The following is a 23,626-nucleotide window of genomic DNA, read 5'->3' as shown; positions in this document are numbered from 1 at the left end:
GGGCGGCTGCGCGTCGCCCCGGCTTTTTCTCCCTGTTTTACTGGAAACGGTAGAGGCGCGGCCTGTCTGCGTCGCGGTCGGGCCTACCCGATCGTCAGATGTAAGCAATAACTACCCTCGCGGCGACGGTCGCGCGGACAAGAGAGAACCCGGATTATGCTGCAGTTCATACTCCGACGTCTGGGCCTTGTCATCCCAACGTTTATCGGCATTACATTACTCACCTTCGCATTTGTTCACATGATTCCCGGCGATCCGGTACTGATCATGGCGGGCGAACGCGGTATTTCTCCTGAACGCCATGCACAGTTAATGGCGCTGTTAGGTCTGGATCAGCCGCTGTGGAAACAGTACCTGCACTACATTAACGGCGTATTACATGGCGACCTGGGCATTTCACTCAAGAGTCGCATCCCGGTCTGGGATGAGTTTGTTCCGCGTTTCAAAGCGACGCTGGAACTCGGCATCTGCGCCATGATTTTTGCCGTCGCCATTGGCATCCCGGTTGGGGTTCTGGCGGCGGTGAAGCGCGGGTCAATTTTCGATCACACTGCTGTGGGTATCTCGCTGACCGGCTACTCCATGCCGATCTTCTGGTGGGGCATCATGCTGATTATGCTGGTCTCGGTTCAGTTCAACCTGACACCGGTTTCCGGGCGGGTCGGCGACACCGTCTTCCTGGATGACACCATGCCGCTGACCGGCTTTATGCTGATCGACACCTTCTTCTGGGGTGAGCCGGGCGACTTCCACGATGCGGTGATGCACATGATTCTGCCTGCCATCGTGCTGGGCACCATTCCGCTGGCGGTGATTGTGCGTATGACGCGATCGGCGATGCTCGAAGTACTGGGTGAAGATTACATCCGTACGGCGCGCGCCAAAGGCCTGACGCGGATGCGCGTCATCGTCGTGCATGCGTTGCGAAACGCCATGCTGCCGGTGGTGACGGTGATCGGCCTGCAGGTCGGCACGTTGCTGGCTGGAGCGATTCTGACCGAAACCATCTTCTCGTGGCCGGGTCTGGGCCGCTGGCTGATTGAAGCGTTGCAGCGCCGTGACTATCCGGTGGTGCAGGGCGGGGTGCTGCTGACAGCAGTACTGATTATTGTGGTCAACCTGCTGGTTGATCTGCTGTATGGCGTGGTTAACCCGCGCATACGTCACAAGAAATAAGGGGGCATCATGTCTGTTGTTGATCCCGGCAGCGTTACCGTTGCACCCAAGCCGATGACCCCGTTTCAGGAATTCTGGCACTACTTCAAACGTAACAAAGGCGCCGTCGTGGGCCTGGTCTACATCATCATTGTGTTGCTGTGCGCCATTTTTGCCGATGTGCTGGCCCCGCATGCACCTGCTGAGCAGTTCCGCGATGCGCTGCTGCATCCGCCGGTCTGGCAGGAAGGCGGTAACTGGAGCTACATTCTGGGCACCGACGACGTGGGCCGCGATGTGCTGTCGCGTCTGATGTACGGTGCGCGCCTGTCGCTGCTGGTGGGTTGTCTGGTGGTGGTGCTGTCACTGATTTTCGGCGTGATATTTGGCCTGCTGGCCGGTTATCTCGGCGGCGTGGTCGATGCCATCATCATGCGTGTGGTCGATATCATGCTGGCGCTGCCAAGTCTGCTGCTGGCGCTGGTGCTGGTTGCTATCTTTGGCCCCTCGATCGTTAACGCCTCCATCGCGCTGACCTTTGTGGCACTGCCGCACTATATCCGTCTGACCCGCGCGGCGGTGCTGGTGGAAGTGAACCGCGACTATGTGACCGCTTCCGGCGTGGCCGGCGCCGGTATGCTGCGCCAGATGTTCGTGAATATTCTGCCTAACTGCCTTGCACCGCTGATCGTGCAGGCGTCATTAGGTTTCTCCAACGCCATTCTCGATATGGCGGCGTTGGGCTTTCTCGGTATGGGTGCGCAACCGCCAACGCCGGAGTGGGGCACCATGCTCTCCGACGTTCTGCAGTATGCGCAAAGTGCCTGGTGGGTGGTGACCTTCCCTGGATTGGTCATTCTGCTTACCGTGCTGGCATTTAACCTCATGGGCGATGGTTTGCGTGATGCCCTCGACCCGAAACTCAAGCAGTAAAGAGGCACCGAGATGGCGTTATTAAATGTAGACAAACTATCGGTGCATTTCGGCGACGATAAAGCACCGTTCCGTGCGGTTGACCGCATCAGTTATCAGGTTGAGCAGGGCCAGGTTGTCGGTATTGTGGGCGAGTCCGGATCCGGTAAATCAGTGAGTTCACTGGCAATCATGGGCCTGATCGATTTCCCCGGCAAAGTGATGGCTGAAAAGCTGGAGTTTAACCAGCGCGACCTGCAACACATCTCCGAACGCGAGCGCCGCCAGCTGGTGGGCGCTGAAGTGGCGATGATTTTTCAGGACCCGATGACCAGCCTGAATCCCTGCTACACCGTGGGTTTCCAGATCATGGAAGCAATCAAGGTGCATCAGGGCGGCAATAAACGCACCCGGCGTCAGCGGGCAATCGATCTACTGAATCAGGTCGGTATTCCTGATCCTGCGTCACGTCTTGATGTCTATCCGCACCAGCTGTCGGGTGGCATGAGCCAGCGAGTGATGATTGCGATGGCAATTGCCTGCCGGCCAAAGCTGCTGATCGCCGATGAGCCAACGACGGCACTCGACGTGACTATCCAGGCGCAGATCATCGAACTGCTGCTGGAGTTACAGCGGCAGGAGAACATGGCGCTGATCCTGATTACGCACGATCTGGCGTTAGTGGCAGAGGCGGCGCACCACATTATCGTGATGTATGCCGGTCAGGTAGTGGAGAGCGGCAAAGCGACCGATATCTTTAAAGCGCCGCGCCATCCCTATACGCAGGCGTTGCTGCGCGCGCTGCCGGAGTTTGCAGCGGATAAAGCCCGTCTGGCTTCACTGCCGGGCGTGGTGCCGGGCAAGTATGATCGCCCGGTTGGCTGTCTGCTAAATCCACGCTGTCCTTATGCAACTGACCTTTGTCGTCAGGAAGAACCCGAACTGCGCACTATTCCAGGACGCCAGTCCAAGTGTCACTATCCGCTGGACGATGCCGGGAGACCCACTTATGAGTCATGAAATCAAGAAAGATCAGTTCCTGTTACAGGCGATTGATCTGAAGAAGCACTACCCGGTGAAAAAGGGGCTGTTTGGTCAGGAACGTCTGGTCAAAGCGCTGGATGGCGTCTCTTTTGATCTGGAACGCGGCAAAACGCTGGCGGTTGTTGGCGAGTCAGGCTGTGGTAAATCTACGCTGGGTCGCCTGCTCACCATGATTGAAACCCCGACCGAAGGGCAGCTCTACTGGCACGGCCAGGATCTGCTGAAACACGATCCCCAGGCGCAGAAGCTGCGTCGCCAGAAAATCCAGATCGTGTTCCAGAACCCGTATGGCTCACTCAATCCGCGTAAAAAAGTGAGCCAGATTCTGGAAGAGCCACTGGTGATCAATACCCAGCTGACCCGCGCGGAACGCCGCGAGAAGACGCTGGAGATGATGGCGAAAGTCGGCCTGAAAACTGAGCATTACGACCGCTATCCGCACATGTTCTCAGGCGGCCAGCGTCAGCGTATCGCTATCGCGCGTGGGCTGATGCTCGATCCGGACGTACTGATAGCCGATGAGCCTGTTTCAGCGCTCGACGTGTCAGTGCGTGCTCAGGTGCTGAACCTGATGATGGATCTGCAGCAGGATATGGGACTTTCATACGTCTTTATCTCGCATGATTTGTCGGTGGTGGAACACATTGCCGATGAGGTGATGGTGATGTACCTCGGCCGTTGTGTCGAGAAGGGCAGCAAAGAGGCGATTTTCGCCAATCCGCGTCATCCTTATACGCAGGCTTTACTGTCAGCGACGCCGCGTCTTAATCCTGATGACCGTCGCGAGCGCATTAAGCTGACCGGCGAGCTGCCCAGTCCGCTCAATCCGCCACCGGGCTGCGCCTTTAATGCGCGCTGCCACCGGCGTTTTAGCACCTGCGTGCAGTTGCAGCCGAAGCTGAAAAACTACGGCGGGCAGCAAATTGCCTGTTTCGCGGTCGATCAGGATGAGAATCAGCCAGTCGGTGTGGCAGAAAAAGTCAGCTAAGCAATCACCTGCCCCCCAGCTCAGGGCTCCTTTCTGGAGCCTTTTTTTATCTCAATTCAGCTGCAACCCGCACTGCTGGCGGGTCAGTCATCGTTTTCGTGTTATTCCCCGTTTTCTTTCGTTATCAGGCTTAACCTGTTTTTTTGCTGGCGATATTTGCTGCTGAAAAAGTTAAATATCATCCCTCTCTTATCGCAGTGTTAAGCGATTATCTCTGCGTGCAGCCGCTTTATTTTTTCTGAACCTTTTTTATAGTCGCCGGACTGGCTGTACCAGGCGCTGTCAGGGCGGCATTTTCTGAAAAATTATTAAAACAGTGCTTACCAATTTAACTTAAACATCACTTATTAATTATAAGGGGTAATGTCTCAATACTGACGTAATTATGCCCTTAATGAATCTTTATGATTAAGTTATTTTATTGAATGTGCTTTTTTTGTAATCAGATTTTTCTGACTCACATTAAGGGGATGTGCTATATTCCTGGAAAATTCGCCCCTTGTTGCAGGCCACGACCAATGAAGAATAATTACGATGATTTGCAGCGTTTTAAAGAGAAAACGCAAACGCTCGACATCGACTTTAAAGATATGTCTGGCCAGACGCAGGAAGCGGCGGAACACAGTAAATGGGCATTGATTCGCCAGTTGGCGAAAGAGGAACAACAGACGTCATTAGGTAGCGGGCAGCGCATTGACCTGCCGCAACCTCAGCCACTGCGCGGTGATGAGTTCACCTCTCCACCGCCTGAGGCACCGGCACGACACGTTACACTCAGTGTGCAACCGGCAATGGCTGCCCGCACGTCGATTCTCGATAGCCTGTCAGGCAGCAACCTGCCAGCAGCCAGTCCGGCTGAACGTGGCCCTTCGTCACTTTTTCCGCCGTCGCCACGACAAACCGTGGCGGCGCCTTCACCGCGTGCTGAGCCCGTCCGGCCCGCCACGGTGGCGGATCTCCAGCCGGTTATTCCGCCCACCGCCTCCCATTCTGATCCAGGGCGGTTTGGTGCGCTGTTCCGTTCGCGTGATATGACTCTGCCGAAAGAAACCTTACTCAAACCGCTACTGGAGAAGATTGCGCTATGCCGTTAGTTTGTGTGTGCTCGCCGAAGGGAGGTGTGGGAAAAACCACGCTGGCGGCGAATCTGGCCTGGAGTCTGGCGCGTTCCGGTAGCAAAGTTCTGGCCATCGATTTTGATGTGCAAAATGCACTGCGTCTTCACTTTGGCGTGCCACTTCATGATGGCCGTGGATTTGTGGCGCGATCAGATGAGCAGGCGGACTGGAGTCAGTCGATTCTCACCACCGGCGGCAATATTTTTGTCCTGCCTTATGGCGACGTCACCGAGCCCCAACGTGAACGGTTCGAAGAAAACCTGATGAAAGATCCCCATTTTATTAAGCGTGGTCTGGATACGGTGCTCAATTATCCCGGACTGGTGATTGTGGCTGATTTCCCGCCTGGCCCAGGCCCCGCCCTTAAAGCAATGACGGCGCTGGCCGATATGCATTTAGTGGTGATGTTAGCGGATACCGCGTCAGTGTCGTTATTACCGCAGATAGAAGAGAACCGGATGACCGGTAAACCGCTTAATAATAAGCAGGGTCACTTTTTTATCCTCAATCAGTGTGACAACCGCCGGAATATTAATCGCGATGTCACCGCGTTTATGCAGCAGCGTCTGGGCGATAACTTACTGGGCGTGGTTCACCGTGATGAAAGCGTGGGTGAAGCCAATGCTTCCCAGCAGTCTGTTTACGATTTCAGTCCTGCCTCTGCGGCGGCATTTGATATTGAACTGATCGCGAAGCGTGTCAGCAGCATTCTGAATATCACTGTGGGTAATGGCGAAGTTCAGGCCCCTATCCGCACACACCACTATTAGTCGGCAGGCTCTGCCAGGCGACTGACTTACATAGCTCTTCTCAGGGTGAATCATGAGTAAAATCGGGTTTTACCTGCTGCTGCTGGTGCTTGCACCCGTTGCTGCGGTAATTATCATTACGCCGATGGACAGCCAGAAACAGTATATTTTTGGTCTGATCAGCATTGGCATGATGTTTTTATTGGGTTTTAGCAAAAGCCGCAAAATAACTGTGGTGATGGTGATTCTCTCTGCACTGATGTCCAGCCGCTATATCTGGTGGCGTACCACTGAGACGCTGCACTTTAATTCTGAAGTTGAGGCTATTTTAGGGATTGGCTTATATCTGGCGGAGCTTTACGTCTGGCTGATCTTAATTCTTGGCTTCCTGCAAACCACCTGGCCATTAAAGCGCACGATTGAACCTTTGCCGGACGATACCCGTCTGTGGCCGACGGTCGATATTTATGTGCCGTCTTATAATGAAAGTCTGGATGTGGTGCGCGACACCGTACTGGCGGCGCAGTGTATTGACTATCCACGCGACAAAGTCAGGGTCTATCTGCTGGATGATGGCAAGCGCAGCGAATTTGCCCGCTTTGCGGCGGATGTCGGGGTAGGCTATATCACCCGTGACGATAACAAACATGCCAAAGCCGGTAACCTTAACCATGCGATGAAAATCACCAAAGGTGAACTGATTTGCATCTTTGACTGTGACCATGTGGCGACCCGCACCTTCCTGCAGGCGACAGTAGGGCCGTTCCTGAAAGATCCGAAACTGGCACTGCTGCAGACGCCGCACTACTTCTATTCTCCCGATCCCTTTGAGCGTAACCTGCGCGCTGCGCGCAGCATTCCAAACGAAGGCTCGCTGTTTTATGGCCCGGTGCAGCAGGGTAACGACAACTGGAACGCCACCTTCTTCTGTGGCTCCTGTGCGGTGATCCGTCGTTCCGCGCTGGAAGAAATAGGCGGCTTTGCCGTTGAAACCGTCACTGAAGATGCGCATACCGCCCTGAAAATGCAGCGCCTGGGCTGGGGTTCAGCCTTCCTGTCGATCCCGCTGGCTGCCGGTCTGGCGACCGAACGTCTGGGTCTGCATATCATTCAGCGTACCCGCTGGGCACGCGGCATGACGCAGATTTTCCGCGTCGATAACCCGCTGTTTGGTCGTGGCCTGAAGTGGCAGCAGCGTCTTTGCTATCTCAACGCCATGCTGCACTTCCAGTTCGGGCTTCCACGCGTCGCCTTCCTGACCGCGCCGCTGGCTTACCTGTTGTTTAACCTGAATATTATTCATTCGTCGGCGTCGCTGATTTTTGCCTACGTGCTGCCGCACCTGGTGATGTCGCTCTACGTAAACTCACGCATGAATGGCCGTTTCCGTTACACCTTCTGGGGTGAAATTTATGAGACGGTAATGTGCTTCCATCTGGTGATCCCGACCATCCTGACCCTGCTGTCGCCCAAACATGGCAAGTTCAACGTCACCGATAAAGGCGGCGTGCTGGATCAGGGCTTCTTCGATTTCCACATCGTGCGTCCGCACGTGATTGTGGCGCTGCTGCTGACCATCGGCATTGTGGCGGGCGTGGTACGTGCCGTGATGCATGACTATTTTGGTGTCGATCCCTACGTTATCGCGCTCAACGTTGGCTGGGCGATCTTCAGTCTGATCATTCTGATGGCGGCGATTGCCGTGGCCCGCGAAACCAAGCAGGTGCGTAAAACCATCCGCGTTGATGTGCAAATCCCGGCGATTATTCACTACGCCAGCGGTATTTCATCACGCACCCAGACCAGCAACCTTTCGATGGGCGGTGCGCAACTCGACGCGCCGGATGGACGTCATGAAACAGATGAGATTGAAGAGATCGATCTGCTGCTGAAATCCGGCGCGATCACCATTCCTGTGAGTAAGATTTCCGGTGATGAGGAGAGCATCCGTCTGCGTTTTGAGGCGATGCCGCTGGCGCGTCGCCGCGAACTGGTACGTGTGGTACTGGCGCGTGCGGATGCCTGGATTCAGCCGGAATATAAGCAGGACAACCCGCTGATTTCGCTGGGCACCATTATCCGTACCGTATTTGAGCTGTTCTGGCTGACCTGGAAAGGCCGCCATGATAAACGTAAAAAAGTCGACCCGCTTGCCGCGGCGGCGAAAGAGGATAGCGCGGCATGAAGATCCTGACGCAAACTTTGCTGGCCAGTTCACTGACCGCAGCGTTATGGCTGACGCCCGCTGGTGCAGAAACGCCGGCTGCGATTGATAACAGCAGTACCGCGCCGGTAAACAGTTCAGCGCCGACGCCGTCTGATGCCGCGCCCACCTCGCAGCCTGTCGGGGCTGCTGTCAGTGCACCGGTAAACAGTTCTGCTCCGACGCCACCGGAAGCCGTTCCAGCCACGCCGTCAGCCGGAGCCGCAGCCAGTGCGCCGGTAATTAACGAGGCTCCGGCCAGCGATGCGGAATCTGCGACGCAATCTGCGGCACCTGGAAATAAGGATTTTACACCGGCTACAGGTTCAGATCCGGTGGCGGCACCGGTCAGCGGTGGAGAGGCTACAACGCAGTCAGTGCCATCGGCTGTAAACCCGGCCCCTGCGACATCGCCGACAGAAACTGCACCGGCTTCGGTGCCGCAGAGTGCATCACCGGATACCACGCCACCGCCGGTCAATCCCTCTTACAGCCCAGGTAGCGAGGCGGCATCACCGGCTCAGCCATCTTCAGCGATCAATGAGGCAACATCCGCGACCGGAGAGGCGCCTGCCTCTGCTTCGACCGCCGCACCCGTGACGAGCAGCGGATCCGTGACTCAGGACAGCAGCGCGCTGTCCGCAGTGCCACTGCCGCAAGGCCTGGGCAGTGCCGATCCGGCGCTGGAAGCGGCCGCCAGTGCGCTGCCCTACGCGCCAGGCCAGGCGACTGCGCCGGTTGCCGAACCGCAGTTGCCGATCGCGGCGGCGATCAATCAGCCCATCAGCAGCGTGGTTTCAGTGGCCCAGATGGGGCAGTCGCGCGGTATTACGCTCACCGGTGGGCAGCTACAGTCGGGCATCATCTTTACGCTGCCAGGCGATGAAGTCATTACCAATGCACGGCTTAATCTGACGCTGCGCGTCTCAGCCGCACTGGCGGCACGCAATACGTCGCTGCAGCTGATGCTGAATGGCCAGCCGCTCGGCACGCTGCCGCTGGGTGCGACTGACAGTGACGTCAGTGACTATGAGCTGGATATTCCTGCGGCGATGGTGGTGTCCAGTAACAATCTGAGTTTTAAAATTAACGATGCGGACAAATTGCTGTGCGAGAAAGAGAGTGCGCAGCAGTATCAGGTCACCATCCTGCCGAATACCTCGCTGCACCTGGAGGGGCAGAAACTCAATATCGGTACCAGCCTGCGTAATTTCCCCCGTCCCTTCCTGGATCCTCAGCGAATGACGGCGTCCACTATCACGATGGGCTTTGTCAGTAACCTCTCACCCGATGCGGTCAGCGCGGCGGCACTGGTCGCTTCCTGGCTCGGCATTCAGAGTGATTATCGCGGCATCCGTTTTCCGGTGGTGCGCGGCGAACTGCCGGAAAACAACGGCATCCTGTTTGGTCATCCTGGCGATCGGATCGGCACCCTGACGTTCCCGGCCAGTAACGGCCCGATGTTGCAGGTGGTGGATAATCCCAATAACCCGGTTTACAAGCTCCTGCTGGTCAGTGGCAACAATGACGACCAGCTGCGTCAGGCGGCGAACCGTCTGACGCAGCCATTTACCACCGATGAGAGCCAGCTGCAGGTCCCTGTACAGACCCTTAGCAACCGCAAGCCTTACGATGCCCCGCGCTGGATTAACACTGACCGCCCGGTTCGCCTGAGCGAACTGCTGCGTAAAGATCAGAGTCTGACCAGTAGCGGCATCTGGCATGATGCCCTGCGTGTTAACTTCCGCGCCGCGCCTGACCTGTTCCTGTGGGATGGCGACACGGTGCCGGTTAATCTGCATTATCGCTTCCCGTCCGAAAGCTGGATTGATGAGGACAACTCGTTCCTTAACGTCATGCTCAACGGCACTTTTCTGCGCAACCTGACGGTGAACAAAGTTGGCCTGCTGGAGAGCGCCTGGCACCGTCTGGGCGGTGATGCGCGTCAGGAGCAGTATCAGCTGAATCTCGAACCCTATCTGATCTATGGCGACAACCAGCTGGCGCTCTACTTCAATATCAAACCCCGGGCCGATGCGCCCTGCGGTGTGCTCCTGAACAACAACATCAAGAGCCGGATTGAAGAGGACTCGTGGATCGATCTCAGCCATACCCGCCACTTCAGCATGCTGCCGAACCTCGCTTACTTTGTGGGTGCTTCGTTCCCCTTCTCACGGCTGGCTGACTTCGGCCAGACAACGCTGCTGCTGCCGGAAACGCCCGGTAATGCCGAACTTTCAACACTGCTGGATCTGGCGGCGCGGGCCGGAACCGCGACCGGCGTGGCGCTGACGCAGAATCAGGTGCTGTTTGGTCTGCCGAATGGTGGCACCCATCTGGCGCGCTTAAAGCAGAGCGATGTGCTGGCGGTCAGCACCACCGGCAACAGCGCCTTTAATCAGGCGATGCTGGCGTCCTCACCGTATGACGCCACCAGCAGCACCTTAGGTGTGAAAGAGCCTGACACGCTGGAAAAAATACGCGGCTGGCTGACCGGCGACTGGAGCCTTCAGCAACTGGATGCCGATCGTTACTTCTCCTCCAACGAAGCGTGGCGAGGCTTCCTCAGCTACCGATCGCCGTGGAATCACGATCGACTGGTCGTGATGACGGTGGCAACCAGCGACGATCAGCTGCTGCGACTGCATAACGATTTGAGTTCGGCGCAGATTAACGCCGGTATTCGTGGCGATACCGCGATTATTACGGATGAAAACGGCATCCGCAGTTTCCGCGTCGGCGCGCAGTTCCCGAGCGGCGAAATGCCCTGGTACATGATGGTGATGTGGTATGCCAACCAGCATTCGGTGCTGCTGGCAGTAGCGGCGATGCTGCTCTCTGCGCTGGTGGGCAGTGCGGTCTGGGTGATGCTGAAGCGTCATGCGTGGCGGCGTCTGAACCCAAAGCAAGATCGTGATTCCGGCAGGAAGTAAGGATAATAACAATGAAAACCAATCTGTTGAGTGCCGGTATCCGTAAGGCGCTGCTGCTGGGCAGCGCGCTGGCTCTGTCACAGCCGCTGCTGGCGGCTGAAAGCACCAATCCGGCGTTGCAGGCGCTGTTCGATCAGGCCTCTTACTGGCATCAGAAAGCGCATGATGATCTGGCGAAAGCCTCGCTGCAAAAGGTGCTGATGGTTGAACCCGGCAACAGCCAGGCGCTTTACCTGCTGGCGCTCTATTCACAGCAGGGTGGCGACACCGCTGCGGCAGCGCAGTATCGCGCCCGGCTTAGTCAGGTCTCCCCCAACGATCCGCACCTCGGCGAACTGGATAACGCGCGCCAGATGCAGACCATTCCGCAGGCGCAGCTTTCCCTGGCGCGTCAGCAGGCGCGCAGCGGCAATATTCCGGCGGCGTTACAGACCTGGCGCAATACCTTCACCGGCAATGAGCCGCCACCGAGCGTCGCGGCAGAATATTATCTCACTATGGCGGGGGACCGGACGCTGCTGCCGCAGGCGGTTGAGGCACTGCGCCAGTTTGCGGCTCAGCATCCGCAGGACACCGGCGCGCGGCTGGCGCTGGGTAAAGCGCTGACCTATCAGGAACCGACCCGTCGCGAAGGCATTGAGGTGCTGAGTTCGCTGGCGAGTGGTAATCAGGATGCCGATCGCTCACTGCGCCAGGCGCTACTATGGCTTGGTCCACAGCCGTCAGATGCGGCACGCTATCAGACCTGGCAGCAGCGTCATCCGCAGGACTCTGCGGTGATCGACTACTACCGTAAAAACGTGGGTGGCGCAGAAAAAGGGGCCGGATTCAGTGCGCTCAACAGCGGTGACGTCGGCGGTGCGCAGTCCAGCTTTGAAAAAGTGCTGGGCGCGAATCCGCAGGATGCTGATGCGTTAGCGGGTATGGGCTATGTAGCCCAGCGAGCCGGACGTTATCAGGAAGCGGCAGATTATCTGCAGCGGTCTGCTCAGCTCGGCGGCGATCAGGGGTCATCGCGTCAGCAGCAGGCGGACGATGCGCGCTTTTATGCACAACTGGCCAGCGCCCAGCAGGCGCTGAAAAGCGGAGACACAGCGCAGGCGCTGACCTTAAGTGAACCGCTGGTGCAGGCTGATGGCGAAAAAGGGCTGGCCGCCAGACTGTTCCGCGCCGACGTGCTGCGCCGTACCAATCAACCACAGCAGGCAGAGCAAATTTATCGCACCATTCTGCAAAGCGATGCGGATAACCGCAGCGCCAAAGAAGGGCTGTTCTATGTTCTGCGCCAGCAGAGTCGGAGTGCCGAAGCCAGTACGCTGCTGGGAGCACTGCCGGACAGCGTGCGCCAGAGCGTCACGCCACGCGCCAATGAAGCCGATGCGCTGCGTCAGCAGGCGAAGCGTCAGCTGGCAGCCGGTAATAACGCCGCTGCCATCGCGACGCTGCAGCAGGGCATTCAGCGCTATCCCTCGGATGGCTGGCTGCGGCTCGATTTAGCCCGGCTCTATCGTCAGCAGGGTGACACGCTGCTGGCGGCTAACGTGATGCAGCCAGTGATGCGCAGTGCGGCCAGCACCAGTGAGCTTTATGCTGGTGCGCTCAATGCCAGCGAAAGTGGCGGCTGGCAGCAGGCCAGCGCGTTGCTGGCACGCATTCCCGCTAATGCGAAAACGGCGGCGATGCGTGAACTGGCGCAGCGGGTTAATTTTAATCTGCAGATGAGCACCGCCGATCAGTACCTGGCACAGGGTGCGACGGCCGCCGCTGCCAATACCCTGAAAGCGCTCACGGTCACGCCACCGACCAACCCGGTTGATGCCGGAAACCTGGCGCAGAAGCTGGCGCAGGCGGGCGATCTCACCAGCGCGGTTTCGGTGGTGCGGACTAACCTGCAACGCGGCGTGCAGGGCAATGCGGGCGATTATGCCGCACAGATGGCGGTGCTGAATCAGGCGGGCCTTGGCAGTGAGGCGCAGCGCTTCCTCAGTAACCCGGAACTGCAGGCGCGCAGTACCCCGACGCAACTGGCCGGTATCCGCAACGGCTATCTGATTAATGAAGTGGACCGCCTGCGGCAGCAACGTCAGTACGCGGTGGCGTATGACAAGCTGATAGGCGCGCTGCAGCAGGATCCGCAGAACCGCGATTTGATGTTCGCGATGGCCCGTCTTTACCAGGACGGCAAGATGAACCGGGATGCGGGCGTCGTCTATGACTACCTGATGACTCAGGATACGCCGACGCAGGATGCGCGCGTCGGGGCCATTAACGTTGCGCTGGCGCAGAACAATGTGCAGCGCGCCAATGCGCTGAGTCGCGGCCTCAACACCACGACGCAGACGCCGGATCGACTGCTGCTGCTGGCACGGGTAGCGGAAGCCAATGGCGAGCATTCACAGGCGATGACGTATCTGCGTTCTGCACGTGGGCAGCTGATTGGCCTGCAGGGCGCGCAGCCCGGCAGCGTGCCAACTGTGGGCGGCCTGGCACTGGCGGATAATCCATTTATCAATCGCAACACCTCGCCGGTGGGACGTTCACCCTCCAGTTACGGTACTGTGCTGCCGTGGCAGGCAGCACCAGCGGGTATTGCAACGGACGTGACAACGCAGGGCAAACCGGCTGCGGGCAGCGAACTCGTTTCTCAGCAGTCACAGGTTATGCACGACGTCGATACCATGATGGATTCGCTGCAGGAGAAAACCGGCACCTGGAGTCAGGGTAGGGTGCAGGTGCGCAGTCGTGATGGCGATGCCGGGTTAAGTAAGCTGACTGAAGCGAAAGCCCCGCTGACCTTCTCTACCGTGCCGTTTGGAACGGCGCGCGTCGACTTTACCGCCACGCCGGTCTCGCTCACGGCAGGCAGTGGCGCTGCCGATGCCTGGCGTCGTTTCGGCACCAATGCGCTGAGTCAGGGCAGAGTCGTGGCCGCAGGCGGTGCGACGGTGAATGCTCTGCCCAATGCCACCACCGATTCACAAACCGCTTCTGGCGTGGAGCTGAATCTGGCGCTGAAGGGCGACAGTTATAAAGTGGATATCGGCAGTACGCCGCTGGGCCAGGATCTCAGTACGCTGGTTGGTGGCGTGCAGTGGTCACCGAAACTCACCGACTTCCTGACGCTGATCCTGACCGGTGAGCGTCGCGCGATTACTGACAGCCTGCTCTCTTACGTCGGCGCAGAAGATAAAGCCAGCGGCAAACGCTGGGGGCGTGTTACGAAGAATGGCGCTAATGGCCTGTTAAGCTATGACAATGGCGATGCAGGGTTCTATGTGGGGGGAGGGGCTTACAGCTACACGGGCGAGAATGTGGCCAGCAACAACAACCTGCAGGCGACCGCAGGCGCCTATGTCCGTCCATTCCACACGGACGACCGCGAGCTGAAAGTGGGCATAAGCCTGGCGTGGATGGACTTCTCGAAGAACCTCAGCTACTTCAGTTACGGACAAGGCGGCTACTTCAGCCCGCAGAACTACGCGTCGGTCTCGTTCCCGATAGAGTTCTCACGCAAATTTGACGATTTAAAAGTGAATATTGGCGGTGCGGCTGGTTATCAGACCTACAGTCAGGATAAGAGCGCGTACTTCCCTGCGAATGCCAGCCTGCAGTCAGAGCTGGAATCCCTTGCCGCCAGCGGCAACGTGAAAGACGCTTACTACTCTGGTGGCAGCAAAAATGGCATCGGCTACAACCTGCACGCCGGGGCGGACTACAAACTCAATAACGATGTAACGATTGGCGGCCAGCTGGGTTATGACACCTTTGGTGACTACAACGAAAGCAGCGCGCAGCTCTATGTCCGTTACCTGTTCGGAGAGAAGTAATGAGTGAGCATTCGGGGGTATTACATCCTTATCAGCCGGGCTGGTTTGACCTCGTCAGCGTACTGATTGACGGAATGATCGCCAACGCCGGTCAGCAGGAGGCGGAAGCCTTTCTCTATAAGATGGGGGAATCGCTGGCGACCCGCTATCCTTTGCCAGAGTCGCGCACCGTGCAGGATCTGGAGCGTGAAGCCAATCTGCAGCTGGCGCGGTTTAACTGGGGCTTTGTGCAGCTTCAGCCAGAAGAGACGGCGCTCCTGATTGCGTATCACGCCTTACCTGCGGGCGACAATATCCAATCTCCAGCTGACTGGCAGGCAGCGTTTGGTGCAGTCATGGCCGGACTTTTCTCAGGCTGGTTACAGGGCCAGGGCGGCAGCAGGATTGTGCCGGTGACGCTTGAACTCAACGATGGCAGCACGCTGCACTATCGATATCAATAGGATCGAAAATGAAACGTAAGCCATTCTGGATGGGCTGGATCTGCTCTGTTTTACTGCTGGCCTGCAGCGCGCAGGCGAGTGCCAGCGGCTGGGACACGTTTAAAAGCCGCTTTTTGACCGCGGAAGGGCGGATCACGGACACCGCCAATAACAATGTCAGTCACACCGAAGGTCAGGGTTATGGCATGTTGCTGGCGGTGGCCAACAACGATCGTGCCACCTTCGATCGGCTGTGGCAGTGGACGCGCACCCAGCTGCAAAATCCACAGACCGATCTCTTTTACTGGCGCTATGTGCCAGGCAGTGATAACCCGGTTGCCGACAAAAATAACGCCTCGGATGGTGATGTGCTGCTGGCCTGGGCGCTACAGCGTGCTGCTCAGAAATGGCAGGTGGAGAGCTACCAGCAGGCGTCTGACCGTATTCAGCGCGCGATCATCAAGCGGGATGTCACGAGCTTTGGCGGCCATACCGTCCTGCTGCCGGGCGCGCAGGGTTTTAATAAAACCAGCTATGTGGTGCTTAACCCCTCCTATTTCCTGTTTCAGGCGTGGCGGGAGTTTGGCGAGCGCAGTCATCTGCAGGTCTGGGATAAGCTGATTAATGATGGTTTTGATCTGCTGGGTAAGCTGAGCTTTGGCAAAACCGGTCTGCCGCTGGACTGGGTTGCGCTGAATGCCGACGGTTCGGTTGCACCCGCGGTAGGCTACTCAAACCGCTTCAGTTACGACGCGATTCGCGTACCGCTGAACATCTGGTGGTATGACCCGCACAGTCTGGCGCTGGTGCCGTTTCAGCGCGTCTGGCAGGGTTACAGCCGTATGCTGACCCCCGCCTGGTTCGATGTGCTGGCAAATGCGCCTGCTCCTTATCATCTTGAGGGCGGTCTGCTGGCGGTGCGTGACCTGACGCTGAATGAGACCGGCTATCTGAGTGATAAGCTGGCTGCGGATCAGAACTACTTTTCTGCCAGTCTGCAGCTGCTGACCTGGCAGGCGTTTCAGGAGAAGCGCTGATAACAGGCAGAACGGCGGCGCTGGCCGCTATCCTGCTGCCGACAGTAACACGATAAAAATGGGTCAGGCGCTAAGCGGCGCCTGACCCGCACTTCTGCTTTCCGGCGGTGATGCGTTACTCCGGATAGCGCACCCAGTCGCCGCCGTTGAGCCTGATCCAGGGCTTGCCCTGATACATCATCACCACAGCACCGTCGTTTTCCGACACCACTGGCGTCTGGGGCAGCTTGTCCGTCAGCACCGACATATTCACATTCGGCGCATTAAAGACCTGCCCATCCACCACGCGGGAGACAATTTCTGAGATTGCCAACAGGCTGGTCGGTGCATCTATATTCAGAGGCTGTCCCTGATGCGGGGCTTTCATGCCAACAAACTTAATCCCTACCGGCACATGCGTGATGTCAGGGCTGGGAATGTCGCGCAGACCCGACATCTGCATCTTGTCACCCTGCAATGCTGCACCATGCTCCGGCACCACCAGCACCATCACCCGACGGCCCGACTTCTCCAGCTGAGTGAGGAAGGCGTCGATCTGATCAAACAGCAACTGAGCGCGCGGCTTCCACGGGGCGGTTTTAGTGCTGCCCATTTCACGGGTGCCGTCGTGCAGCGGGATCAGGTTATAGAAGGTGGCGCTGCGGGCATCGCTGCTTTTGCTGCGATCGTCGAGCCAGCGCTGCATCAGCTGAGCATCGTTGAGCACTGGCGAGCCGTCGAATGAGGTCAGTTCCGGCGCAATGCCCGCCTGCGACATCAGCGGTGCCTGAATATCCCCGCCTTCGCGCAACTCTTTGAGATAATTACCAAACACCCCGGTGTGATCCATCATCAGCTGCTCTTTAAAGCCCAGTTTCGCCAGATTATCAAACAGATAGCAGCGTGAATCGGTGGGTTTGTAGAGGTCGCTGTGTGAGGTCTGACCGCAGCTGGCACGCAGCAGACGAATCCCCGCCGGCCCGCTGTAACTGGTGGCGGAGTTATAGTTCGTCAGCATAATGTCAAAGTGCTGCCACAGGGGATGATTACGCAGCTGCGAGGCATCCATATCCGACCAGGCGAGTGAACAGATGTTGATAACCAGAATGTCGAACGGCTGCGAATCGGCAGGCAGGCTGTCAGGGAAATGGGTAACACGCTTGCGCTCACTCTCATAAAAACGGCTGAGCCAGGCGGTCAGGCTGGCACTGGTGGGCGCGGCTGACTGATCGAGTCCGTCCGGCACGGGAGCGGCCTGGCTGTTGGCAGCGGCGGGCGTCTGATTCAGGACCACCTGCGGAGTGGCTGCGCGGGTCGGCAGCAGCGACATTGCCGGACCCGCGATGGTCAGCACGTTGAGCCAGATGAGCATCAACGAAACCAGCACCGTGATACGAACCCACTGCGCAACAAAAAGATAGAGAACCAGCAGGACAAAGAGCGCGCCCACCATTTGCCAGTTGATAAACCGGTCTGCCAGATCGAGAAGATAGGCGGCGGAGAAGCCCGCCAGCTGATCGCCCTGGCTGAGGATGCTGCTGAGTCCCGGCAGCCAGGTGTCATGCCATAACAGTGCGAAACCAATAGGGATTGAGGCCCAGTGGCGAAGGCGATGCAGACGTAACGACGGCAGCGGTAAGAGCAGCCAGGCGAGAAACACCAGGTTGCTCAGGGCGTGAAAGTTGAGATAGCCGTACCAAAGCAGGGCGAACTTCACTAAAAAGTAAAAATTCCAGCCACCCAGTCCGCGCCAGGAAGACCAGAAGCTGGAAGAGGAGGCCGCCACAGGTTGATCACTATTCATTAATTTTTTGCATCCGTTTCAGAGGATTTTCGCTGCCAGTGGCCTTCCGATTTAAGCGCGCGTGCAGGCAACAGGCGATTCATGATGCCGTTCCAGCGACGCGGTAACCATTGACGATATAACGGCTTTAAAAACAGCAGGATAAGAAGGATCAGTAGCGCAATCTGTACCCAGTCCATCAGATTCATCAGGCTTTATTCTCCGGCAATAAAATGATGGGCAGTGGTGCTGAGCGTGCCAGCGTTTCGCTCCGGCTCTCAATGGCGGCGCGCGTCATCTCCGGGGCTGGCATCAGGTCCTGAATCGCCATCGGCGTCAGTTTTTTGATATTGCTGACTTCCGCAAGAATCTGATTATCCTCGAACCAGACCATCCGGTTTGCAAACAGCTCATCGTGAGGCAGTGAAAATATATATTTCAATGCCTTATCAAGATCGTTATAGCGGCAGGAAGAGAGAAAAAGTATGACGCGATCTTCCAGCACCGTGACCAGGTCGCCGAAGCGGCGCGGCTTACAGAGCGTCAGAATCTGCTGGGGTTTGAGCTGCGGCACTGGCCGCAATGCCACCAGCAGGCCCTTATCATTTTCCGGCAGTAAGGTATTACTGATCAACTGGCTGACTGACTGACAGAAGGCGTCAAGCCGCAGGTAGCCTTTCTCATGCAGCGGCTGCAGCGAGGCGGTTAACGCCTCAAGACTGGCGGGAACGCGACGGTTAAACACCTGTCCCTGAAGACCTTCCAGTGTGGTCAGAAAGCGCGACATGGCTGCGTTAGCCGGCACAATGGTGTTGACTCCGCAGGCCAGCAGCAGGCGCTCGTCGCTATAGCGCAGGCTGGCACCCATTTCACGTACCACAATTTTCATTCCGTTGCCGCGAGCACGACGCAGGCTGTGCACCATCTTCGCCAGTTCGCTGATGTAGTCGCTGCGGGTCAGACTGAAAATCACCGTCGCGGCATTGGCCTGTTGTGCGCGGAACCAGACCTGCTCATTATCATCAAACAGTTGCCACTGGCGTGAAAGCGGTGGTGCGCCCTCAAGCACGACTTTGTCCGCGAGATAATGTTGTTCGTCATTAAGGCTCAACGGTTCCTGCTTTTCATTTAAGGTAAAGAAACGATCCTCTTCATAGCCGAGACGTATTGCACGATCGGCGAGCAGGCGTTCTGCGGCATACCACCAGTTAATTCGATATTGCCAGCTGTCCTGCTGAAAGCTCAAATGCGCAACGCCATCCAGCTGACGAAAATAACGCTGAAGATTATTACTCAGATTTATTATGGTGGTGCCGGAGGTGATGATTAAAAGCGTGAGTTTTCTTTTATGCAGCGTGCGGCGCATACCCTTTATCCACCGGGTTAATTCGGCGTCATCAAGCTTATCCCACTGCGCCGCGCTGCTGTTAAATATCACCAGTCCATTTTTACTGCCGAGCGTGCGCAGAAAATCACTTTCCAGCTGCAAAAGGCTTCGTTTGCTTTTGGAAAGAGAAAACAGCGGTATACGGTCGGGGCCGCCGATCGGGTCAGGCGTCAGGAGATCACGAGGCGGTTGATCAGCGCTGATCAGCGTGACGGCCTGCTGATGTGAAATCACCTGGCGAATAAACGTGCGGGCGTCATCCTGCCGTGCACACGTCACCCAATAACAGCCAGGCGTTTGCAATGCCGTTAATTCAGGCTGAACATGCAACAGCCCTAGCGAAAAAGAATTTTTCATATTGAATTCGTTATTTTTCCAGTCCAGGCTAGCTTATTATAGACAGGCCAGGATGTAACCTGAGAAATTTAAACATTGCTAATGACAGAATGGCTCACAACGTCCGGCAAATGCAGCGTTTCTGGAAAAGGTTTTTCAACCTCTTTTTTACGCACAGACGGCTATTCTGAGTCTGACATTGTTTTATCTTTGGCGAACAATAATGAAAAACCAAAATCTTCATATCCCTGAGGCTGATGATGGCGATCGTCAGGATGATATTAGTGCTTTGCGTGATGCCTTTTCTTTGCACGCTTTTCGCTATGTCGACATTGCGCGCGAAGAACGCCTGAAAGAGATTGTGTCGCGCTGGCCGCTGATAGCGGAAACGGTCCCCACCCAGCCTGAGCAATCTCACTGATGCCGCTGATAGCACTTCAGGGCGTGCGGGGCGGTGTCGGTACGACGTCTCTTTGTGCCGGCGTGGGCTGGGCGCTGGCGGCGCTCGGCGAGCGGGTGTTGCTGATCGATGGCTCGCCGATCAGTCAGCTCGGCGTGCATTTCAATCTGCCCGCTCAGCAGGAGAATGGCTGGATGAAAGCATTGTGCGAAGGGGGTGACTGGCAGCACAGCGCGCTGCGCTATCCCCATGGGCCTGATTTGCTGCCGCATGGTGTGCTTTCTCATCAGCATTCTTTGACTATTACCCGTCAGAATGAAGCGGTCGCCGCACCGCTGCTCCACGCATTGCCGGACCTGCAGGCACGCTATCAGTGGATTATTTTTGATCTGCCTGCCGACTCTCTGCCGTGGCATGAAACACTCTATCCGCAGCTGGACGGCATACTGTGCGTCACCCAGCCAGACGCCAATTGTCATTTGCGCCTTAGTCAGCACTGCTTTCCGGCACGAACCCGCTTTGTTATCAATCAGTTTAACGCCAACAGCCGTCTGCAGCAGGATCTGCATCAGCTCTGGATGGCGTCACTGACGCAGCTGATACCGCTACTGATCCATCGCGATGAGGCGCTGGCAGAAGCGCTGATGATGAAGCAGCCTGTCGGTGAATACCGGCCACATGCGTTAGCCAGCGAGGAGATCATCACGCTGGCTAACTGGCTGCTGCTCAATCTGAAGGGAGTGAGTTCTTGAATCCGTTGCGCTGGCTGTTAACTGCGCCCGCCTGGCAATCGCTGCATCGGGGCTATACCACCGCGCGAGGCAATGGCGCTTCCCGCTTCGCCAGTGCACTTCATCTTTTCTGGTCTGTTCTGGGCCTGATGCTGCTGCGCTTCGAAAGCCCGGGCTGGCAGAGCGTGATTCAGCAGCGCCGCCGCCTCTATCCGCACATCTCACCGGAACGTCCGCGTCCGCTGGATATCTTACGTTATCTGATTCAGACACTCTGGCTGATGGTGATCCGGCTACCCCAGGCAGGCGCCCGCGATGGCGTGAAAGGCCTGAGCGCACTTTCTGGCTGGCGCCAGCACGGCTATCGCTGGCTGGACAATGTTATTGCCCGCTCGCAAACCCGGAGCATTGATACGCGTTTCGAACAGCGACTGAAGCGCCTGTCGCCGCTGATGCGACGCAGCCTCTTTGTCGTGATGGCTCTCTTTGCCTCCGTGCTGGCGCTGATCTGTATCAGCCAGCCCTTTGGTCTGATGACGCAGTTTATTTTTGTCGTACTGCTCTGGGGGCTGGCGATGCTGGTCCGGCGCATCCCGGGTCGTTTTCCTACCATGATGCTGATCGTGCTGTCCCTGACCGTGTCATGCCGCTACCTCTGGTGGCGCTATACCTCGACGCTGAACTGGGACGATCCGCTGAGCCTGATCTTTGGGCTGCTGCTCATTGCAGCAGAGACCTACGCCTGGGTGGTACTGGTGCTGGGCTATTTCCAGACGCTGTGGCCGCTTAACCGGCAGCCCGTCTCTATGCCGGCTGACCGTTCGCAGTGGCCATCGGTGGACCTGCTGGTGCCGACCTATAACGAACCGCTCAGCGTTGTCAGACCGACACTTTATGCTGCGCTGGGTATCGACTGGCCAAAAGATCGCCTGAATATCTATCTGCTCGACGACGGCAACCGACCGGAATTCCGCGAGTTTGCCACCAGCATCGGCATTCACTATGTGGTGCGTCCCTCTAACGAACATGCCAAGGCGGGCAACATCAACCACGCGCTGAAAAAGTACTGCCGCAGCGACTTCGTGTCGATCTTTGACTGCGACCATGTGCCGACACGCGCTTTTTTACAGATGGCCATGGGCTGGTTTATCAAAGATCCCCGGCTGGCGATGCTGCAGACGCCGCATCACTTCTTTTCACCCGATCCGTTTGAGCGCAATCTCGGGCGGTTTCGCCGGACGCCGAACGAAGGTTCGCTCTTTTACGGGCTGGTGCAGGACGGTAACGATACCTGGGACGCCACCTTCTTCTGCGGCTCCTGCGCCATTCTGCGCCGCACCGCGCTGGAAGAGATTGGTGGTATTGCCGTAGAAACCGTAACTGAAGATGCCCATACCTCGCTGCGTCTGCACCGGCGTGGCTACACCTCGGCCTACATTCGCATTCCTCAGGCGGCCGGGCTGGCGACCGAAAGCCTGTCAGCGCATATCGGACAGCGTATTCGCTGGGCACGCGGGATGGTGCAGATTTTCCGCCTTGATAACCCGTTGTTTGGTAAAGGGTTGAAGTGGGTGCAGCGGCTCTGTTATGCCAATGCCATGCTGCACTTTTTGTCCGGCATTCCGCGGCTGATCTTCCTGCTGGCACCGCTGGCGTTTTTACTCTGCCATGCCTACATCATCTATGCGCCTGCGCTGGCGATCGCCATCTATGTTTTACCTCACATGCTGCATACCAGCCTCACCAACTCGCGTATTCAGGGGCGCTGGCGTCACTCTTTCTGGAGCGAAGTTTACGAGACGGTGCTGGCCTGGTATATCGCCCGCCCGACCACCGTGGCGCTGTTCAATCCTCACAAGGGTAAGTTTAACGTCACCGCAAAAGGCGGACTGGTAGAGGAGCAGCATCTGGACTGGGTGATAACCAAGCCCTATATGTTGCTGGTGCTGCTCAATGTGGCGGGCGTGTTGATGGCGTTCTGGCGCATGCAGCATGGTCCGGCCAACGAGATACTGACCGTCTGCGTAAGCCTGATCTGGGTGCTCTACAACATGATTATTCTTGGTGGTGCGGTGGCGGTTTCGGTTGAAGCACGGCAGATCCGCGAGGCGCACCGCGTAGAGATCGCCATGCCGGCTGCCATCGCACGCGAAGATGGCCATATGTTGCCCTGTACGCTGCGTGACTACTCGGATGGCGGCGTCGGGCTGGAGCTGCGCGAACCGGACGCCCTGCGGGAGAATGAAAAAGTGTGGCTGCTGCTGCGGCGTGGACAGCAGGAGTTCAGCTTCCCCTGTCAGGTGCAGCGTGTCTTTGGCCATCGGGCTGGCGTCCGTCTCCATCAGCTGACCACCCAGCAGCATATTGAATTTATCCAGTGTACCTTCGCCCGCGCTGATACCTGGGCGCTGTGGCAGGACGGTTTTCCGGAAGATAAACCGGTGCAAAGTCTCGCCGATATCATGATTCTCGGTTTCAAAGGTTACCTGCGCCTGGCGGAATATGGCCCGCCGCAGTTACGTCGGCTGTTTAACCTGCTTACCGCTGGGGTGAGCTGGCTGGCTTCGCTGTTGCCGCAAGGCATCGGACGTGTGCCAGCTTCAAAAAACGCATTGAGTTGAT

The 23,626-nt window shown here is 57.3% G+C and carries 17 protein-coding genes; 14 read left to right on the top strand and 3 right to left on the bottom strand.

Translation table 11 applies throughout. The features are described 5' to 3' along the window. Positions 1 to 156: 156 nt before the first annotated feature. The 11 genes from dppB to ACR8BF_RS18220 all read left to right on the top strand — a co-directional run bounded on the left by dppB (position 157) and on the right by ACR8BF_RS18220 (position 16,388). Entirely contained in the window at positions 157 to 1,176 is a 1,020-nt protein-coding gene (gene dppB / locus ACR8BF_RS18270; protein WP_136197060.1) for a dipeptide ABC transporter permease DppB, read from the top strand. 9 nt (positions 1,177 to 1,185) lie between these two features. Then, complete coding sequence (dppC, locus tag ACR8BF_RS18265) at positions 1,186 to 2,088, top strand: dipeptide ABC transporter permease DppC (protein WP_013359639.1); 903 nt, start codon at positions 1,186 to 1,188, stop codon at positions 2,086 to 2,088. Positions 2,089 to 2,100: 12 nt separating this feature from the next. Further along, on the top strand, positions 2,101 to 3,087 hold the full coding sequence (gene dppD / locus ACR8BF_RS18260; protein ID WP_003851998.1) for a dipeptide ABC transporter ATP-binding protein: 987 nt from the start codon (positions 2,101 to 2,103) through the stop codon (positions 3,085 to 3,087). Beyond that, positions 3,077 to 4,099: a dipeptide ABC transporter ATP-binding subunit DppF gene (gene dppF, locus ACR8BF_RS18255; protein ID WP_179898977.1), complete on the top strand. Its 1,023-nt coding sequence runs from the start codon at positions 3,077 to 3,079 to the stop codon at positions 4,097 to 4,099. Before dppD ends, dppF begins: the two co-directional genes overlap by 11 nt. A 518-nt stretch (positions 4,100 to 4,617) precedes the next feature. Continuing rightward, complete coding sequence (gene bcsO / locus ACR8BF_RS18250) at positions 4,618 to 5,193, top strand: cellulose biosynthesis protein BcsO (protein ID WP_434745381.1); 576 nt, start codon at positions 4,618 to 4,620, stop codon at positions 5,191 to 5,193. Then, complete coding sequence (gene bcsQ, locus ACR8BF_RS18245) at positions 5,184 to 5,987, top strand: cellulose biosynthesis protein BcsQ (RefSeq protein WP_179898979.1); 804 nt, start codon at positions 5,184 to 5,186, stop codon at positions 5,985 to 5,987. Before bcsO ends, bcsQ (ACR8BF_RS18245) begins: the two co-directional genes overlap by 10 nt. A gap of 52 nt (positions 5,988 to 6,039) precedes the next feature. Then, entirely contained in the window at positions 6,040 to 8,151 is a 2,112-nt protein-coding gene (gene bcsA, locus ACR8BF_RS18240) for a UDP-forming cellulose synthase catalytic subunit (protein ID WP_434745380.1), read from the top strand. After that, positions 8,148 to 11,102 carry a cellulose biosynthesis cyclic di-GMP-binding regulatory protein BcsB gene (bcsB, locus tag ACR8BF_RS18235; RefSeq protein ID WP_434745379.1) on the top strand — a complete coding sequence of 985 codons (2,955 nt, stop codon included), beginning with the start codon at positions 8,148 to 8,150 and terminating at the stop codon, positions 11,100 to 11,102. Before bcsA (ACR8BF_RS18240) ends, bcsB begins: the two co-directional genes overlap by 4 nt. A gap of 11 nt (positions 11,103 to 11,113) precedes the next feature. Continuing rightward, positions 11,114 to 14,929 carry a cellulose synthase subunit BcsC-related outer membrane protein gene (locus tag ACR8BF_RS18230; protein WP_434745378.1) on the top strand — a complete coding sequence of 1,272 codons (3,816 nt, stop codon included), beginning with the start codon at positions 11,114 to 11,116 and terminating at the stop codon, positions 14,927 to 14,929. After that, entirely contained in the window at positions 14,929 to 15,372 is a 444-nt protein-coding gene (bcsD, locus tag ACR8BF_RS18225) for a cellulose biosynthesis protein BcsD (RefSeq protein ID WP_434745377.1), read from the top strand. The genes ACR8BF_RS18230 and bcsD overlap by 1 nt, the downstream gene beginning before the upstream one ends. An 8-nt stretch (positions 15,373 to 15,380) precedes the next feature. Continuing rightward, complete coding sequence (locus ACR8BF_RS18220; protein ID WP_313701239.1) at positions 15,381 to 16,388, top strand: glycosyl hydrolase family 8; 1,008 nt, start codon at positions 15,381 to 15,383, stop codon at positions 16,386 to 16,388. Positions 16,389 to 16,503: 115 nt separating this feature from the next. Here ACR8BF_RS18220 and bcsG read toward each other — a convergent pair whose 3' ends face one another. Genes bcsG through bcsE form a run of 3 tightly spaced genes read right to left on the bottom strand, consistent with a single transcriptional unit; the run spans position 16,504 to position 19,894 of the window. Then, the gene (bcsG, locus tag ACR8BF_RS18215) at positions 16,504 to 18,171 is read right to left on the bottom strand and encodes a cellulose biosynthesis protein BcsG (protein WP_434745376.1); all 1,668 of its coding nucleotides are present in this window, start codon (positions 18,169 to 18,171) and stop codon (positions 16,504 to 16,506) included. After that, positions 18,171 to 18,359 (bottom strand): cellulose biosynthesis protein BcsF, encoded by a 189-nt coding sequence (gene bcsF, locus ACR8BF_RS18210; protein WP_434745375.1) that lies wholly within the window; start codon positions 18,357 to 18,359, stop codon positions 18,171 to 18,173. Before bcsF ends, bcsG begins: the two co-directional genes overlap by 1 nt. Further along, positions 18,359 to 19,894, bottom strand: coding sequence for a cellulose biosynthesis protein BcsE (gene bcsE / locus ACR8BF_RS18205; protein ID WP_434745374.1), 1,536 nt, complete (start codon positions 19,892 to 19,894; stop codon positions 18,359 to 18,361). Before bcsE ends, bcsF begins: the two co-directional genes overlap by 1 nt. Before the next feature lie 202 nt (positions 19,895 to 20,096). Between bcsE and bcsR the strand changes: the two genes are divergently transcribed. Genes bcsR through bcsA (ACR8BF_RS18190) form a run of 3 tightly spaced genes read left to right on the top strand, consistent with a single transcriptional unit; the run spans position 20,097 to position 23,625 of the window. Next, positions 20,097 to 20,294 carry a cellulose biosynthesis protein BcsR gene (gene bcsR / locus ACR8BF_RS18200; protein WP_434745373.1) on the top strand — a complete coding sequence of 66 codons (198 nt, stop codon included), beginning with the start codon at positions 20,097 to 20,099 and terminating at the stop codon, positions 20,292 to 20,294. Further along, entirely contained in the window at positions 20,294 to 21,025 is a 732-nt protein-coding gene (bcsQ, locus tag ACR8BF_RS18195) for a cellulose biosynthesis protein BcsQ (protein WP_434745372.1), read from the top strand. Before bcsR ends, bcsQ (ACR8BF_RS18195) begins: the two co-directional genes overlap by 1 nt. Next, on the top strand, positions 21,022 to 23,625 hold the full coding sequence (bcsA, locus tag ACR8BF_RS18190; RefSeq protein ID WP_434745371.1) for a UDP-forming cellulose synthase catalytic subunit: 2,604 nt from the start codon (positions 21,022 to 21,024) through the stop codon (positions 23,623 to 23,625). Before bcsQ (ACR8BF_RS18195) ends, bcsA (ACR8BF_RS18190) begins: the two co-directional genes overlap by 4 nt. Position 23,626 lies beyond the last annotated feature (1 nt).

Source organism: Candidatus Pantoea rara, assembly GCF_051136265.1.
GTDB lineage: Bacteria > Pseudomonadota > Gammaproteobacteria > Enterobacterales > Enterobacteriaceae > Pantoea > Pantoea rara.
Note: the sequence above shows the minus strand (reverse complement) of the source record. Positions and strands in the feature narration are given on the sequence as shown.

Bases quoted from the DNA above. Each gene is read 5' to 3' on its own strand.
- dppB (WP_136197060.1), top strand. From the start codon at position 157: ATGCTGCAGTTCATACTCCGACGTCTGGGCCTTGTCATCCCAACGTTT.
- dppC (WP_013359639.1), top strand. From the start codon at position 1,186: ATGTCTGTTGTTGATCCCGGCAGCGTTACCGTTGCACCCAAGCCGATG.
- dppD (WP_003851998.1), top strand. From the start codon at position 2,101: ATGGCGTTATTAAATGTAGACAAACTATCGGTGCATTTCGGCGACGAT.
- dppF (WP_179898977.1), top strand. From the start codon at position 3,077: ATGAGTCATGAAATCAAGAAAGATCAGTTCCTGTTACAGGCGATTGAT.
- bcsO (WP_434745381.1), top strand. From the start codon at position 4,618: ATGAAGAATAATTACGATGATTTGCAGCGTTTTAAAGAGAAAACGCAA.
- bcsQ (WP_179898979.1), top strand. From the start codon at position 5,184: ATGCCGTTAGTTTGTGTGTGCTCGCCGAAGGGAGGTGTGGGAAAAACC.
- bcsA (WP_434745380.1), top strand. From the start codon at position 6,040: ATGAGTAAAATCGGGTTTTACCTGCTGCTGCTGGTGCTTGCACCCGTT.
- bcsB (WP_434745379.1), top strand. From the start codon at position 8,148: ATGAAGATCCTGACGCAAACTTTGCTGGCCAGTTCACTGACCGCAGCG.
- ACR8BF_RS18230 (WP_434745378.1), top strand. From the start codon at position 11,114: ATGAAAACCAATCTGTTGAGTGCCGGTATCCGTAAGGCGCTGCTGCTG.
- bcsD (WP_434745377.1), top strand. From the start codon at position 14,929: ATGAGTGAGCATTCGGGGGTATTACATCCTTATCAGCCGGGCTGGTTT.
- ACR8BF_RS18220 (WP_313701239.1), top strand. From the start codon at position 15,381: ATGAAACGTAAGCCATTCTGGATGGGCTGGATCTGCTCTGTTTTACTG.
- bcsG (WP_434745376.1), bottom strand. From the start codon at position 18,171: ATGAATAGTGATCAACCTGTGGCGGCCTCCTCTTCCAGCTTCTGGTCT.
- bcsF (WP_434745375.1), bottom strand. From the start codon at position 18,359: ATGAATCTGATGGACTGGGTACAGATTGCGCTACTGATCCTTCTTATC.
- bcsE (WP_434745374.1), bottom strand. From the start codon at position 19,894: ATGAAAAATTCTTTTTCGCTAGGGCTGTTGCATGTTCAGCCTGAATTA.
- bcsR (WP_434745373.1), top strand. From the start codon at position 20,097: ATGAAAAACCAAAATCTTCATATCCCTGAGGCTGATGATGGCGATCGT.
- bcsQ (WP_434745372.1), top strand. From the start codon at position 20,294: ATGCCGCTGATAGCACTTCAGGGCGTGCGGGGCGGTGTCGGTACGACG.